The sequence below is a fragment of the Gordonia pseudamarae genome (genome assembly GCF_025273675.1).
GTDB classification, from domain to species: Bacteria; Actinomycetota; Actinomycetes; order Mycobacteriales; family Mycobacteriaceae; genus Gordonia; species Gordonia pseudamarae.
In genome coordinates, this window is the sequence record NZ_CP045809.1 from 470,317 (window position 1) to 485,182 (window position 14,866).

Annotated in this window: 13 protein-coding genes; 4 read left to right on the forward strand and 9 right to left on the reverse strand. The window is 69.3% G+C overall.

Annotated elements, in window-relative coordinates; translation table 11 throughout:
• Positions 1-94 precede the first annotated feature (94 nt).
• Positions 95-523, forward strand: coding sequence for a hypothetical protein (locus GII31_RS01990; RefSeq protein ID WP_246222065.1), 429 nt, complete (start codon positions 95-97; stop codon positions 521-523).
• A 147-nt stretch (positions 524-670) separates the two neighbouring features.
• A complete protein-coding gene (locus GII31_RS01995) occupies positions 671-1,210 on the forward strand; it encodes a hypothetical protein (RefSeq protein WP_213246326.1) in 540 nt (179 codons plus the stop codon).
• 21 nt (positions 1,211-1,231) lie between these two features.
• Here the strand turns inward: GII31_RS01995 and GII31_RS02000 are convergent, their stop codons facing one another.
• The 4 genes from GII31_RS02000 to moeA form a co-directional block, all read right to left on the reverse strand.
• Entirely contained in the window at positions 1,232-3,724 is a 2,493-nt protein-coding gene (locus GII31_RS02000; RefSeq protein WP_213246328.1) for an AAA family ATPase, read from the reverse strand.
• Positions 3,725-3,778: 54 nt separating this feature from the next.
• Complete coding sequence (locus GII31_RS02005) at positions 3,779-4,921, reverse strand: CDP-alcohol phosphatidyltransferase family protein (protein ID WP_246222066.1); 1,143 nt, start codon at positions 4,919-4,921, stop codon at positions 3,779-3,781.
• A gap of 13 nt (positions 4,922-4,934) precedes the next feature.
• Positions 4,935-5,645, reverse strand: coding sequence for a phosphatidylserine decarboxylase (locus GII31_RS02010; RefSeq protein WP_213246330.1), 711 nt, complete (start codon positions 5,643-5,645; stop codon positions 4,935-4,937).
• A 170-nt stretch (positions 5,646-5,815) separates the two neighbouring features.
• Complete coding sequence (gene moeA / locus GII31_RS02015; protein ID WP_213249719.1) at positions 5,816-7,069, reverse strand: molybdopterin molybdotransferase MoeA; 1,254 nt, start codon at positions 7,067-7,069, stop codon at positions 5,816-5,818.
• Positions 7,070-7,178: 109 nt separating this feature from the next.
• Here moeA and GII31_RS02020 point away from each other — a divergent pair, with 109 nt between their 5' ends.
• Positions 7,179-7,976 carry an HAD-IIA family hydrolase gene (locus GII31_RS02020; protein ID WP_213246332.1) on the forward strand — a complete coding sequence of 266 codons (798 nt, stop codon included), beginning with the start codon at positions 7,179-7,181 and terminating at the stop codon, positions 7,974-7,976.
• A 1-nt stretch (position 7,977) separates the two neighbouring features.
• Here GII31_RS02020 and GII31_RS02025 read toward each other — a convergent pair whose 3' ends face one another.
• The 3 genes from GII31_RS02025 to GII31_RS02035 all read right to left on the reverse strand — a co-directional run bounded on the left by GII31_RS02025 (position 7,978) and on the right by GII31_RS02035 (position 10,892).
• Positions 7,978-8,436, reverse strand: a complete 459-nt coding sequence (locus GII31_RS02025; RefSeq protein WP_213246334.1) for an SRPBCC family protein — start codon at positions 8,434-8,436, stop codon at positions 7,978-7,980.
• A gap of 120 nt (positions 8,437-8,556) precedes the next feature.
• Positions 8,557-9,660, reverse strand: coding sequence for an acyl-CoA dehydrogenase family protein (locus GII31_RS02030; protein WP_213246336.1), 1,104 nt, complete (start codon positions 9,658-9,660; stop codon positions 8,557-8,559).
• A gap of 47 nt (positions 9,661-9,707) precedes the next feature.
• Positions 9,708-10,892 (reverse strand): acyl-CoA dehydrogenase family protein, encoded by a 1,185-nt coding sequence (locus GII31_RS02035; RefSeq protein ID WP_213246338.1) that lies wholly within the window; start codon positions 10,890-10,892, stop codon positions 9,708-9,710.
• Positions 10,893-11,136: 244 nt separating this feature from the next.
• On the opposite strand from GII31_RS02035, the gene GII31_RS02040 reads away from it, so the two are divergent.
• On the forward strand, positions 11,137-12,546 hold the full coding sequence (locus GII31_RS02040; protein ID WP_213246340.1) for an amidase: 1,410 nt from the start codon (positions 11,137-11,139) through the stop codon (positions 12,544-12,546).
• 77 nt (positions 12,547-12,623) lie between these two features.
• Here GII31_RS02040 and GII31_RS02045 read toward each other — a convergent pair whose 3' ends face one another.
• Positions 12,624-14,264 carry a solute symporter family protein gene (locus tag GII31_RS02045; RefSeq protein WP_213246342.1) on the reverse strand — a complete coding sequence of 547 codons (1,641 nt, stop codon included), beginning with the start codon at positions 14,262-14,264 and terminating at the stop codon, positions 12,624-12,626.
• A complete protein-coding gene (locus tag GII31_RS02050) occupies positions 14,261-14,572 on the reverse strand; it encodes a DUF485 domain-containing protein (protein WP_246222237.1) in 312 nt (103 codons plus the stop codon). The genes GII31_RS02045 and GII31_RS02050 overlap by 4 nt, the downstream gene beginning before the upstream one ends.
• Between the last annotated feature and the right edge of the window lie 294 nt (positions 14,573-14,866).

Below are 14,866 nucleotides of genomic sequence, written 5' to 3' on the forward strand. Positions count from 1 at the left end.
CATCGCGAGTCGAGCCGGTAAACGGAGCCGGGAACCGGACGCGCCGGGACGGCCGTCGTTGTGGGCCCGTTATGTGTATCTTACCGTTGCATCCATGAACCGCTGTGGCAGGCTGCTCGTGCTCATCGTGTCGTTCCTGATCGTCGGCGGATCGATGGCGGGTTGTTCGTCGGACGGCGAGGACGGTCCGGGCGGCATGTCGCTGCCGCAGGACTTCCCGCGATCGCAGGTTCCGCTGCTGACGGACGGTACGGTGCTGACCGTCTCCGGCGACGAGAACGACGGCTGGAGCATCACCCTGCAGGGTCCGGGGGCCGAGGGCAATGCGCTCGACGCCGCGGTGACGAAGCTGACCGACGCCGGATTCACCGAGTCGCAACGCACCACCGACGCCGGCCGTCGGGTGGTGTTGCTGTCGAAGACGTCCGGGAGCGACTCATTCTGGGTGCAGGTGGGCACCATCGCCGGGGCGGCGGGAGGCCCGAACGCGCTATTCTACCAGGTCACGAAGGTCGAACCCTGAATCGTCGGCGCTGACCGGTCCGCCCGGGCGGATGTGATCGCACACACACAGCCGATTCGCACCTTCCGGACAGGTTCGCGGCAGGTAGCGCCGGAAGTGTGGTGCTCACGCTGCGGGCGAGCGCCCGCGTGAGCGAAAGGGAAATCGATGTCGTCTACCCACGACCCGGCCACTCAACCCCAGCAGGCGGCTCACACCGACGAGCTGCCGGTGGTCGGCGACGAGCAGCAGGTGCCGCACACACAGCCGTACTCGGTCGGGCCGCAGCAACAGGTCCAGCCCACCGACGCGCCCCTGCCGGGCGGCTCCGGCACGCCGGTACCGGGCGATGCCGACGGCAAGGTGCTCACCACCCGCAACACACTGATCGCGGGCGGTATCGGGGTGGCCGCGGCATTCGCGCTCCTCGGCTTCGGCGCCGGGTATGTCGCCGGTGACGGCGGATCGTCGGACGGTCGTCCGAGCATGTCCCGCAACGGCGGGCCGGGCGGGGGCATGCAGGACGGCCGGAACGGGATGCAGGGCCAGAACGGGATGCAGGGTGGCATGAACGGAATGCCCGGCCGGAACGGCATGGGCGGCGGTCCCGGCGGTATGCCGGGCGGCACGAACGGCCCGGACCAGACGAGCCCGGACCAGACGGGTCAGGAGGCGACCGGCCAGGAGACGACCGGCTCGCAGGCATAGTCCGGGTGTGCCGAGATCCGGCTACTGCACCCGACGTTCGGCGTACGCACGCAGGTTCTCCACCTGCGCCGCGTCGAGTGAGGGCCGCACGCGTTCCCGGGCGACCGCGATGTCGTCGGCGGTCACTGTCGCGGCGTCGATATCGCGGCGCATCGCTGACAGCGCGGCCTCGCGCAGCAGTGCCGAACAGTCCGCGGCCGAGTAACCGTCGAGGTCGGCGGCCAGTTCGTCGATGACGATGTCGTCGGCGAGCGGGACGTTCCTGCCGGAGGCGCGCAGGATGTCGCCGCGGGCGTCGGCGTCGGGCGGTGGCACGAACACGAGCCGTTCGAGCCGCCCCGGCCGCAGCAGCGCCGGGTCGATGAGATCGGGCCGGTTGGTGGCGCCGAGGACGACCACGTCGCTGAGCGGTTCGACGCCGTCGAGTTCTGTGAGCAGCGAGGCCACCACCCGATCGGTGACCCCCGAATCGGTGGTCTGCCCGCGACGCGGCGCGAGGGCGTCGACCTCGTCGAGGAAGATCAGCGAGGGCGCCGACTCGCGGGCGCGGGCGAACAGGTCCCGCACCGCCTTCTCCGAGGCGCCCACCCATTTGTCCATCAGTTCGGCGCCCTTGACGGTGTGCACCGACAACCGGCCCGATGCGGCGAGCGCGCGCACCACGAATGTCTTGCCGCATCCGGGCGGGCCGAACAGCAGCACCCCGCGCGGTGGTTCGACGCCGAGCCGGGTAAAGGTGTCCGGATGCTGCAGCGGCCACAGCACGGTCTCGGTCAGCGCCTGCTTGGTCTCCACCATGTCGCCGACGTCGTCGAGGGTGATCGAGCCGAGTGCGATGTCGGGGGAGTCGCCGCGCGACACCGGCCGGATCACCTCCAGCGCGCCCTGTAGATCCGCGAGCCGCAGCACCGGCCGCTCGCCGTCGTCAGTCCCGGCCGCCACGGGTTGCGCGGCCACAGCCGGTTGAGCTGCGAGTTTGCGAGCCCCGGAACCCGGTGACCCGGGCTCGTCCCCGGTCACCTCATCAGTACCGGCGGGATCCCGTCGTGAGGCGGTGACCCGGCCCGCGGCCCGGATCGCGGCCTCGCGGGCGAGCGCGGCCAGGTCGGCGGCCACGAAACCGGGGGTGCGGGCCGCGATCGGGGTCAGATCCAGACCGGGTTCGGTGGGCACCCCCGACAGGATCGCCGACAGCAGCCGGGCCCGCAGGGCGGCGTCGGGCAGGCCGATGACCAGCTCGCGGTCGCACAACTCGGGGTCGCGCAGCCGGCTGTCGGCGCCGGCCGGTTCGGCGGTGGTGCACACCAGCACCACCGAACCGTCCCCGATCGCGGTGCGCAGTTCATCGAGGATCAGCGTCGACACCGGTTCGGCGGCGGCGGGCAGCAAGGCATCCACATCGGCGATGAGCAGCACGCCCGACCCGTGCCGTCCGCGCAGGGCGGCGATCGCCGATGCCACCGCCGACAGCCGCGACGAGGCCTCCAGCGCACCCACCGACGGGCCGTCGACGACGGCGAGCGGGCGGCCCGCACACACCGAACGCACCATGGTGGCCTTGCCGACCCCGGGCGGTCCGGACACGATCACCCCGAGCCTGGGCGCGGCGCCGAGCGCGCGCAGCACCTGCGGTTCGTCGAGGGTGATGGCGACCCATTCGGTGAGCCGCGCGACCTGGGTGTCGACCCCGACCAACTCCGACACCGGACGCACCTGCCCGCCCTGACCGGCGCCCTCGTGGCCCGATGTGTCGGCTTCGGCTTCGGCTTCGGCTTCGGCTTCGGTGTCGGTGTCGGTGGACACCCCGGTGCGTGGTTCGACGAGCTGCCAGCCCCGGGTGAGGCCACCGGTCGCCGTCGGTGACGGATTTCCCGCACCGGCGGCCGCCTCCGCCGAACTCGCCGCGCGCAGCGGACCGGTCGTCACGCCCGATCCTGTCGCGGTGTCGGCGGCCACGCCGTCCCCGTCCCACAGCACCGCGGTGTTGGTCTGCACGCTCACCGGACCCGACGGGTCGACGGCGCTCACCGTCACCAGTTCGTTGGTCCAGGTGATGCCCACGGAACGGGCCAGCGCCCGCACCGCGGTGCTCGCCGTCAGCTCCGGACCGAGATCGCGAGGCAACAGCGAGACCGCATCGCCCACCGACAGGACCTTGCCCAGCAGGGCCCGGCGCAAGGTGGTCTGATCGACGGACCGGCTGGCCAGCGCGGATCCGGATACGACGACACGGTTGCCGCCGTGCACGCTGACCGGCGCCAGCACCACGCCCGCGTCCTCGCGGACCCCGGCGTTGGAGAAGGTGATGTCGTCGAGCAGCACGGTGCCGGTCGCGATGTCGGGTGCCTGCGCGACGACCGCGGCCGTGCGCCGGGCCCCGACGATCGAGACGGCGTCCCATTCGCGGAGCGACAGCGCGGCCAGCACCTCGGGATGTACCCGGATGATGCCGCGGCGGGCGTCGGCGGCCGACGGATTGACCCGCGCGGTGAGGGTCAGTTGGGGGGCGGTCATCGACGGTGCGGGCCTTTCGTCTGCTCTGCGGTGGCTGCTGTTCCGGGATCGTCGCTACGGGTCGGTCGGGTCGTGCGGGGTGGTGTCCCCGGGCCGGCGCAGACCGAGCCGGGCGTGGGAGCGGGAGATCGACGGCCGCATTCGGCGGCGGCCACCGCCCTCGATGCGGTCGGCGCGGCGTTCGGCACGACGATCGGCCGGTCGGGCGTCCCATTGTTCGGGCCGGGCGGCCACCCAGCGCTGATTGCGCCAGGCGAACGGGATGTGCGCCAGATACGCGGCGATCAGGACCACCATCAGCACGTACGGGTAGGTGAGCAGCAGCGCGCCGGTCACCGCCACCCCGATCAGCAGGATCGCCAGCGAACTCGGCTGCACCTTGGTGGCCTTCGTCGATGCGGTCGGGATACGGCTGACGGCCAGCGCCGCGACCACCACCATCCAGCCGCCGACGGCGGCGTCCGACGTCCACCAGCCGGTGCCGAACTGTTCGTGCAGTCCGACCGGCAGCAGCACCAGGATGGCCGCGGCCGGCGCGGGCACCCCGACGAAGAACTCCTTGGTGTAGGCGGGCGCGTCGTCGTCGTCGAGCAGTGTGTTGAACCGGGCCAGCCGCAGCACGATCGCGCACACGTAGATGAGTACGAAAATCCAGGTGAGGTTCGGATTGCCGACGTCACCCAGCAGCGCCAGATAGACGATGCCGCCGGGTACCACACCGAAGTTGATGACATCGGCCAGCGAATCGATCTCGGCACCCATCCGGGTGGTGGCGTTCATCATCCTGGCCACCCGGCCGTCGACCGCGTCGAGGATCGCCGCCACCACCACCAGCGCCAGCGCCATATCGATGTGGCCGTGCAGGGTGGAGCGCAGCGCGGTCAGCCCTGCGCAGATCGCCAGGACCGTCACCGCCGACGGCACGAAGATCCGGCCGGCCGCGGCCTGCCTGCGCAACCTACTCGTCTCGGGTTCGGGGTGGCGCGAGTAGCTGTCGAGTCGCTGCGCATCCAGATCCGGGGTGTCCAGGTCCTGTTCGGGGTCGCGGGGGTGACCGGATTCGGCCGCCGGGGTCGCCGGCTTGTGGGTCACGGGCTTGTTCCGCGCCCGCCGCAACCGGCCGCGTGAGCCGCGCGTGGTCGCATCCGCCGACGCCGAGCGCCGGGTCGGACCGGACCGGCGCGGGGTGTCGCTCATGCCGCGGTCGCCATCACGCCAGGGTCGCCAGCACGGTCTCGGCGCCCACCGTGCGCTGACCGACGCGGACCGCGGGCACGGCTCCGGCGGGGAAGTAGACGTCCACACGCGAACCGAACCGGATCAGGCCGTAGGTGTCGCCGACCCGCAGCGTGTCGCCGGGTTTCGGATCGCACACGATGCGCCGTGCGATGAGACCGGCGATCTGGACGACGGCGAGCTCGGCGCCCGCGGCGGTCCGCAACCCGAGGACGGTGCGCTCGTTGTCGGAGCTGGCCTCCGGCAGATCGGCCGAGAGGAACTTCCCGGGGGTGTGCGTCACCGAGGTGACCGTCGCCGACACCGGTACCCGCTGGACGTGCACGTCGAATACCGACAGGAACGTCGACACGCGCGGCAGCGGCCGGTCGCCGAGACCCGCCTCGATAGGTGGCACCGCCTCGTCGACGAGGGCGACGGTGCCGTCGGCGGGTGCCACCACGATCGACGGGTCGACGGGCGGAACCCGGGTGGGGTGCCGGAAGAACGCGGCGCACGCACCGGCCGCGAGCGCCGCGGGCCGCGCCACCCACGGGTGTTTCCGGCCGAGCAGCGCGATCGCCGCGGGCGCCGCCACGAACGGCACGCCCTTCGGGTGGATCGGTGGGATGGTTTCGCGGACCAACTGCATCAGGTGCTCGGCACCTGTGGGGGACGTGCCGTCGGGGCGTGGTCGCCTGGCCACATCCACCTCCTGGGTGTTGTCGATCGGGGTGTTGTCGATCGGGGTGTCGCTGATCTGGGTGTCGCCGATGCACGGTTCGTCGGTGCATCCGTCGTCGGTGTCGAGCGATTCGTCAACAGCTTAGTGGTCGCTCGTCCCGGCCCGGTCACCGTCGGTCGATCGGGTGGACGTCAGTCCAGCACCAGTACCTCGACGTCGACGCCGTCGGCCAGGGCGGTGATGTCGGTGGCCACGTCGATCAGCGCGTTGGCCCCGGCGAGGTAGCGCAGATGGTGGCTCGACGGCGGGCCGATCGGGTCGACCACCCAGCCGTCGCCGTCGCGTTCGAGTACGCCCCGCAGGAACTGCCGTTTGCCCGCCGGGGAGCCGACCGACCCGCGCAGCCGGGCGGTGACCCTTGCGCGGTGCGGCGGCAGACCCATCTTGGTGCGCAGCGGTGGCCGGATGAACACCTCGAAACTGACCAGCGAACTGACCGGATTGCCGGGCAGGGTGATGATCGGTACCGCCTGCCCGGACGGATCGGTGACGTGTCCGCAGCCTTGCGGCATGCCGGGCTGCATCGCCACCTTGGCGAATTCCACCCCGCCCGTGGCGATGAGCGCGTCCTTGACCACCTCGAACGCCCCGGCGCTGACCCCGCCGGAGGTGACGATGAGGTCGGCCTCGCCCGCGATCTCGGCGATCCGGGTCAGGAATCCGTCGACATCGTCGGGAACGAAGTGCACGGTCCGGGCGAGCGCCCCGGCCTCGGTCGCGGCGGCGGCGAGCATCGGGGAGTTGGATTCGTAGATCTGTCCGTGCCGCAGTCGGTGGCCGGGGGCGACCAGTTCCGAGCCGGTGGAGAGCACCACCACCCGCGGCCGGCGCCACACCCGGACCGTTCCGGCCCCGATCGCCGCGAGCAGCCCGAGCTGCGGCGCGTGCAGCTCGGTGCCGGCGCGGATCGCGACCTCACCGGCCACGATGTCCGAGCCGGCCACGCGGATGTTCTTGCCGACGGGTATCGGGGCGGTGAAACGGATCTGCTGCGGGCCCTGGTCCACCGGGGCGAAACGTCCCCGGACCGGCCCGCTGGCGGTCTGTTCCACCGGCACCACCGCGTCGGCGCCGCCGGGAAGCGGGGCGCCGGTCATGATGCGGGCGACGGTGCCCGGCGTCAGGGTGAGCCGGTCGGTGCGGCCGGCGGGGATGTCGGCGGCCATCGGCAGCGTGACGGGATGCTCGGTACTGGCCTCGGCGAGGTCTGCGCCCAGTACCGCGTAGCCGTCCATCGCCGAGTTGTCGAACCCGGGCAACGACACGCCGGTCACGACGTCGACGGCGGTGACCAGGCCCAATGCGTCGGTCACCGCCACCTCGACGGCCTCGGGTGGGCCGAACAGCCCGTGGATGGCCTCCTGGTGGTCCCGGACGGATCGCAGTGCGGGCATCGGCCCTCCTCGGTACTGGCGTCGTGAACCCCGCTGACCGCCTGTCGGTGGGGTGTATGTCCGGCGTGCGGGCCGCCGGTGGCGGCATTACCGTCTCACTATGAGTTATGGGCTGCTGCTCGATATCGACGGGGTGATGGTCACCTCGTGGCAGGCGCTGCCCGGTGCCGCCGACGCCGTCGCAGAACTCGCCCGCCGGGCGATCCCACGGATGTTTCTGACCAACACCACATCACGCTCGCGCGCCGAGATCGCCGAGGCGCTGGCCGACTGTGGTTTCGATGTCGCCCCGCGGGAGATCCTCACCGCGGCCAAACTGACGGCCGAATATCTGGGTGCGCACTATCCGGGAAAGACGGTGTGGGTGCTCAATCAGGGGCCGATCGCCGAGGACATGACGCAGGTGAATCTTGTCGACGATCCGGCGCGGGCCGAGGTGATCGTGCTCGGCGGCGCGGGGGCGGTGTTCACCCACGAGGCGCTGTCGACGGTGTTCGAGCGGATGGTCTCGGGGATACCGGTGGTGGCGATGCACCGGTCGATGACCTGGTCGACGGCCAGGGGCCTGGCCATCGACACCGGGGTGTACCTGGAGGGGCTGGAGAAGGCATCCGGGCGCAGGATCAAGGCCATCGGCAAGCCGTCGCCGGTGGGTTTCCGTACCGCATCGGAGCTGATGGACCTGGACCCGGCGCAGGTGGTGATGGTGGGCGACGACATGCACAACGACATCCTCGGCGCGCAGGCCGCCGCCCTGGTGGGGGTGCTGGTGCGGACCGGGAAGTTCCGCGAGGATGCGTTGCGGCAATTGCAGCGCGACGAGTTCGGGCCGGTGCCCGACCACATCATCGACTCGCTCGCCGACCTTCCCGATCTGCTCACCAGGCTCTACCGCTGATTCAGGCGGCTTCGGCCGCCCGCTTGATCTTGGCGAGGGTGGCGGCCATGCCCTGCTTGAGTTCGATCTCGAAGCTGTCGTTGCCGCCGAAGACCTTGTCGACGAGGAAGGCGCTGACCTTGCTGGTGCCGTTCGCGGCGTCGCGGCGTTCGGTGACCGTCACCCCGTCCGCCGACTCCTCGATGGTGTACGACCACACGGTGCGGTTCTCGGCGATGCGGAACGCCAGTTCCTTGTTCGGGACGTACCGGACGATCTTGGAGGTGGTGGGCCACACCAGCGGGCCCCGCCGGTTGACGTTGATGGTGCGGGTGCCGACACCGACCGGCTCGCCCCGCACGATCATCTTCTTGCACTGGGGGCTCCACTCGCCCATGCGTTTGAGATCGGAGATCACGCCCCACACCTTGTCGGCGGATGCGTTGATGTCGATGCTCTCTTCGAGCAGCGGAGTGGCCATGAGGGTCCCTTCGGTTGTGCGCGCACGGGTGCCGGCGGCGTGTGGTAGCTCACTGTAGAGCCCTTATTGTCGGTGCGTCAATAAGGGTCCGGGGTGGTCGCGCCGCCGGCGCCGCGGGCATCAGGCGATCGTGACCATCTCCCAGTCGCCCACCTTGCGGGCCAGTGCGGCCAGATGGTCGTCGGGATGGCCGAGGGTGTGCCCGATGGCGGTGAGCCGGCTGACGTAGTGGCCGACAGGGTACTCGGCGGTCATGCCGATACCGCCGTGCATCTGGATCGACTCCTGGCCGATGATCCGGGCTGACCTGCCCACCTGCAGCTTGACCCGCGAGGCGATGGTGGCGTCGGCGCTGCCCTCGGCGAGCGCGGTGACCGCGTACTGGCTCATGCTGCGGGCCAGTTCCAGCCACATGTACAGGTCGGCCGCACGCTGGGTGAGTGTCTGGAACGTCGACAGCGTGACACCGAACTGCTTGCGCGTCTTGAGGTATTCGGTGGTCAGCTCCAGGCACCGTTCGAGCGCACCGATGGCCTCGGCGCACTGCGAGATCTGGGTGATGATCTCGACATCGGAGATGATCGGGGATGCCTCGCCCGAGCCGAGCCGCACGGCCGCCGCGCCGTCGAAGGTGATCTGGGCGCCGCGCCGACGGTCGTGGGTGCGGTAGGGTGTCCGGCTCACCCCGGCCGCGGTGGCGTCCACCAGGTACAGCCCGACCTCGTCGCCGGCACGTGCCGAGACAACCAGATGGTCTGCGCAATCACCATGCGGTACAAGAGTTTTGGTACCACTGATAGTGCCCTCGGCAAAGCTGGTGGCCACCGCCGACACCGGCCAGCGATCGCCCTTCTCGTGGTGCGCGAACGCCCCGAGGGTCTCACCCGAGGCGAGTGCGGCCAGCAGTTCGTGGCCGGGGGCGGCCGCGGAGATCAACGCGCCCGGAACCACCACCGAATCGAGGTACGGCTCGGGGGCCAGTGCCCGGCCGAGTTCGGTCAGCACGGTCGCGACCTCGATGGGGCCGGCTCCGGCACCGCCGTCCTCCTCGGAGAACGACAGTCCCAGGATGCCGATCTCGGCGAGCGAGTTCCATACATCGCGCTTCCAGCCGAGTTCGCTGTCGGTCACCGTGCGTACCGTCTCGACGTCGTAGGTCTTGGTGAGCACGTCGCGCACGGTGTCGCGCAACATCACCTGTTCTTCGGAAAGCTCAAAATCCATGATTCACCTAAGTTTTCGAAAGTCTGGAGTAAGTGGTGTGCGGTGCTCTACAGGCCGAGCACGGCCTTGTCGATGATCTGTCGCTGCACCTCGTTGGAGCCGCCGTAGATGCTCACCTTGCGGAAGTTGAGGTACTGCGGAACGCTGCGCTGGGCCCATTCGGCGACGTCGATGTCGGCGGGCCCGGTGGCGTCGATCGCGGACGACGGCAGTGAGTCGGGGCCGGCGATGTCGGCGAGCAGTTCGGTGGTCTCCTGCTGCAACTGTGAGCCGCGCAGTTTGAGCAGCGAGGACGCCGGATTGGGTTTGCCGTCGGCGGACGAGGCGACCACGCGCAGCTGCGTCACCTCCAGGGCGAGCAGGTCGTTCTCCAGCGAGGCGATCCGGGCGGCGAACTGCGGGTCCTCGAGCAGGGTGCCGGTGGCGGTCCTGGTCTCACCGGCGAGCTTCTTGGCCCGGGCCAGCTTGACCTTGGTCTCGCCCACGCGGGCGATGCCGACGCGTTCGTTGCCGAGCAGGAACTTGGCCTGCGTCCAGCCCGAGTTCTCCTCACCGACCATCTGTTCGGCGGGCACCCGGACGTCCTCGAAGAACACCTCGTTGACCTCGACACCGCCGTCGATCAGCTGGATGGGACGCATCTCGATGCCGGGGGTGGACAGCTCCACCAGGAACATGCTGATGCCGGCCTGCTTCTTCACGTCCGGGTTGGTGCGGGCGAGCACGAAGATCCAGTCGGCGTACTGGCCGAGCGTGGTCCACGTCTTCTGGCCGTTGATCACGTAATGGTCGCCGTCGCGCACCGCCTTGGTCTTGAGCGAGGCCAGGTCCGAACCGGCTTCGGGCTCGGAGAAGCCCTGGCACCACCAGATGTCGACGTTGGCGGTCTTGGCGAGGAAACGTTCCTTGAGTTCCTGCGAGCCGAACTGCGCGATGACCGGGCCGATCATCGAGTGGTTGAAGGCGAGCAACTCGGGGACGTGCGCCAGAGCCATTTCCTCCTTGAGGATGTGGTGCTGGATGGGGCTCCAGTCCTTGCCGCCCCACTCGACGGGCCAGTGGGCGGTCGCCAGGCCGTTCTCGTTGAGGATGCGGCACGACGCGATCATGTCGTCGGGGTAATTCATCTTGCCCGCGGCGTTGCGGTCGCGGAGCTCTTGGGGAACCTTGGCGAGGAGGGTTTGGATCTCTGCGCGAAACGCCTGTTCTTCCGGGCTGAACTCGAGTTGCATGTCTGCCTTCATACCACCGACGGGTCAGGTGCGGGCCACGACCGCCGCACTTGCCCGCCGCACCGATCCCGGCTGGGCGCCGTCCACCCCGCCCGGGCGCGGACGGGTACTTTCGTCCCTGCCCGCCGGGCGGTTGCCACGATGCGCCGGGTGGTCGGTCACCGGTGGCGGTCGGCCGGGTGTTGCCGGTGGACCGGGGCAGGGCCCGCGGCCGTCGCGCGCGGCGGTTCACTACTCTGCACATATGAAGAAGGTGCACGCATTCGGCGATGACTGTCTGGGCGAGCTCGACGCGGTGGCGATCGCCGCCGAGATCAAGGCAGGTACGTTCTCCGCCACGGAGGCGGCGGAGGCCGCTCTCGCCCGTATCGACGTCGTCAATCCGCACCTGAACGCCGTCGCCTTCGACGACCGGGAACGGGCCCGCACACGCGCCGCCGACGACGGGCTGGCCCCGGGGGCGCTGCGCGGTGTTCCCTCGATCATCAAGAACAACACCGATTTCGCGGGCATCGCCACGCTGCACGGTTCGGCCGCGGTGGCCGATCGGCCCGCCGCCGCGAACGAGCCGTTCACCGACCAGTTCGTCGGTACCGGTCTCAACGTGCTCGGCGCGTCGACACTGCCTGCCTTCGGGCTTACGGCGACAACCGAATTCAGCGATCGGCCGCCCACGCTCAATCCGTGGGACACCGACTATTCGTGCGGTGCCTCCTCGGGCGGCTCGGCGGCGCTGGTCGCGGCGGGGGCACTGCCGATCGCACACGCCAACGACGGCGGCGGCTCGATCCGCATCCCGGCCGCGGCGTGCGGCCTGGTGGGGCTCAAACCGACCCGTGGCCGGGTCGCCGCCGCCCTGGAATCACGTTCGGCCCCTGTCGATCTCGTCTCCAACGGGGTGGTCACCCGAACAGTCCGGGACAGTGCGCACTTCTACGCCGACATCGAACGCCGATCGCCCGCGGCGGGGATGGAGCCGATCGGCCTGGTCGAGGGGCCGTCGGACCGGCGGCTGCGGGTGGCGGTGCTCGTCGAACCGCTGACCGGACAACTACTCGACGCCGACACGCGGACCGCGCTGACCACGGTGGGCGAGAAACTCGGTGACCTCGGGCATCGCACCGAACTGATCCCGATGCCGCTGGACCGGTCCTACGCCGACGACTTCATCCAGTACTGGGGCCTGATGGCGTTCTCGCTCGAACGCTTCGGCGGGCGGATCATCGGAAAGGGCTTTGACCGCAAGAAGATCGATCCGTTCACCCACGGCCTGGCGCGGATGTTCGTCAGGCACATCTGGCGCACCCCGGCGGCGATCCGTGGCCTGCGCAAGGCCGACGCCGTGCTTGCCTCCACCTACGACCGATTCGACGTGGTGCTGTCGCCGACCCTGGCGCACACTGTCCCGAAGATCGGATACCTGGACCCGGCGGGCGATTTCGACGAGGTCTTCGATCGTTTGATGCAGTACGTGGCGTTCACCCCGGTCAACAACACCACCGGTACCCCGGCCATCAGTCTGCCGCTGGCCACGGATTCGGCCGGACTGCCGATCGGCATCCACTTCATGGCCGACAGGGGCAACGAACGCACCCTCCTCGAGCTCGCCTTCGAACTCGAGGCGGCCCTGCCGTTCGCCCGCATCAACGCCTGAGCCGCGCCCAACGGACAGGAATGCACCCCGGCCGGTGGGCCGGGGTGCATTCCACTCTGGCGATGTGCGGCGAGAATCTAGTGCTGCACTGCCTGTTCGGCGCCGACACCGGTGAGGGAGCGGACCTCCATCTCGGCGTTGCGGGCCGGGTTGCCCTTGTCCTGCGGGGTCGTCAGGGTGCCGACGATACCGAGGATGAAGGCGAGCGGGATCGACACGATACCCGGGTTCTCCAGCGGGAACCAGTGGAAGTCGGTGCCGGTGATCATCGACGTCGACTTACCGGAAACCGCCGGGGAGAAGATGATCAGGAAGATGCACGAACCCAGTCCGCCGTAGATCGACCACAGGGCGCCGCGGGTATTGAAGCGCTTCCAGTACAGCGAGTACACGATGGTCGGCAGGTTCGCCGACGCGGCGACCGCGAACGCCAGGGCGACGAGGAAGGCGATGTTCTGGCCGTTGGCCAGGATGCCGAGCACGATGCCCAGGATGCCGAGCACGACGACGGTGTACCGGGACACGCGCACCTGGTCGTCCTCGCTGACCTTGTTGCGCTTGATCACGTTGGCGTAGATGTCGTGGGCGAACGAGGCCGAGGCGGTGATCGCCAGACCTGCCACGACGGCCAGGATGGTGGCGAACGCGACCGCCGAGATGATGCCGAGGAGCACCACACCGCCCAGTTCGAACGCCAGCAGCGGAGCCGCCGAGTTCTCCTTGCCTGCCGAGGACAGGATCTTCTCCGGTCCCACCAGGGCTGCGGCGCCGTACCCCAGCACCAGGGTGAACAGGTAGAAGGCACCGATCAGGGCGATGGCCCAGACCACCGACTTGCGGGCTTCCTTGGCGGTGGGGACGGTGTAGAAGCGCATGAGCACGTGGGGGAGGCCCGCGGTGCCCAGCACCAGCGCGATCGCCAGCGACAGGAAGTTGATCTGCGATGTCATCGAGCCGCCGTACTTGGCGCCGGGGGCGAGCACATCGCGGCTCTCGGTCGCTTCGTTGCCCGAGATCGCGGCCTGGGCGTCGGTGAGGATCTCGGAGAAGTTCGCGCCGAACTTCCACAGCACCATGATCGTCATCAGGCCGGCGCCCGCGATCAGCAGCACCGCCTTGATGATCTGCACCCAGGTGGTGCCCTTCATGCCGCCGATGAGCACGTACACGATCATCAGTGCACCGACCACCGCGATCACCAGGGCCTGGCCGGCATCGGATTCGATGTCGAGCAGCAGCGCGACCAGACCACCGGCGCCCGCCATCTGGGCCAGCATGTAGAACAGGGTGACCGTGAGGGTGGAGATGGCTGCGGCCAGGCGCACCGGGCGCTGCTTGAGCCGGAAGCTCAGCACGTCGGCCATGGTGAATTTGCCTGTGTTGCGTAGCAATTCGGCGACCAGCAACAGGGCCACCAGCCAGGCGACGAGGAAGCCGATCGAATAGAGGAAGCCGTCGTAGCCGTACACGGCGATGGCGCCGGCGATACCGAGGAAGCTGGCCGCCGACAGGTAGTCGCCGGCGATGGCGATTCCGTTCTGCGGGCCGGAGAAGCCGCGGCCGCCGGTGAAGAAGTCGGCCGCCGACGAGTTGTTCTTCGACGCCCGGATCACCACGAACATGGTGACGGCGACGAAGGCGACGAAGATCGCGATGTTGACCGCGGGCTCGCCGACAGCCTCGGCGAGGTACAGGGTGTTCGGGTTCACGGTGGTCATGGCTGCGTCATTCCTGCCTGGGGTGCCTCGGCCTCCATCTTGATGCGGATGGCCTCGGCGCGCGGGTCGAGTTCACGGTTGGCGAACCTCACGTACCACCCGGTGATCACGAAGGTGGTGACGAACTGGAGCAGGCCCAGGATGATGCCGAGGTTGATCTCGCCGAGCACCTTGGTGGCCATGAAGTCATGCGCGAATGCCCCGAGGAGCACGTAGACGGCGTACCAGATCAGGAAGAACGCGCTGATCGGCAGAACGAAGCGGAGCAGTCGCGAACGCAGTTCCTGAAATTGCGGGCTTTGCTGCATGTCGATGAACTGGTCGCCGGTGGGAGTTGGCGGGTGGGCCGGCGCGTGGGCGGTGGACAACGTCGTACCTCCTTGTTGTGGTGGTGACTGGTTGTGGTGATCGGGCGTGGGTGACCGGGGGATCGATATCGCGAGGCCCTGCTATCCGGCGGTCGTCACAGAAGGAGAATATTGCGGCGCTGGTCACATAATCTGCGGTGGTGCAGATCACACGCCGAGAGTCGTCGCCTCTGCGCCGGACGGTCAATCACCGACGACGAGCGGCAGTGATTTCCCCGATACGGGCGGCCTCGA

Coding starts and splice junctions, on each gene's coding strand:
- GII31_RS02000 (WP_213246328.1), bottom strand. CDS start 3,724: ATGACCGCCCCCCAACTGACCCTCACCGCGCGGGTCAATCCGTCGGCC.
- GII31_RS02045 (WP_213246342.1), bottom strand. CDS start 14,264: ATGACCACCGTGAACCCGAACACCCTGTACCTCGCCGAGGCTGTCGGC.
- GII31_RS02030 (WP_213246336.1), bottom strand. CDS start 9,660: ATGGATTTTGAGCTTTCCGAAGAACAGGTGATGTTGCGCGACACCGTG.
- GII31_RS02035 (WP_213246338.1), bottom strand. CDS start 10,892: ATGCAACTCGAGTTCAGCCCGGAAGAACAGGCGTTTCGCGCAGAGATC.
- GII31_RS02050 (WP_246222237.1), bottom strand. CDS start 14,572: ATGCAGCAAAGCCCGCAATTTCAGGAACTGCGTTCGCGACTGCTCCGC.
- GII31_RS01995 (WP_213246326.1), top strand. CDS start 671: ATGTCGTCTACCCACGACCCGGCCACTCAACCCCAGCAGGCGGCTCAC.
- GII31_RS02025 (WP_213246334.1), bottom strand. CDS start 8,436: ATGGCCACTCCGCTGCTCGAAGAGAGCATCGACATCAACGCATCCGCC.
- GII31_RS02005 (WP_246222066.1), bottom strand. CDS start 4,921: ATGAGCGACACCCCGCGCCGGTCCGGTCCGACCCGGCGCTCGGCGTCG.
- GII31_RS01990 (WP_246222065.1), top strand. CDS start 95: ATGAACCGCTGTGGCAGGCTGCTCGTGCTCATCGTGTCGTTCCTGATC.
- GII31_RS02020 (WP_213246332.1), top strand. CDS start 7,179: ATGAGTTATGGGCTGCTGCTCGATATCGACGGGGTGATGGTCACCTCG.
- GII31_RS02040 (WP_213246340.1), top strand. CDS start 11,137: ATGAAGAAGGTGCACGCATTCGGCGATGACTGTCTGGGCGAGCTCGAC.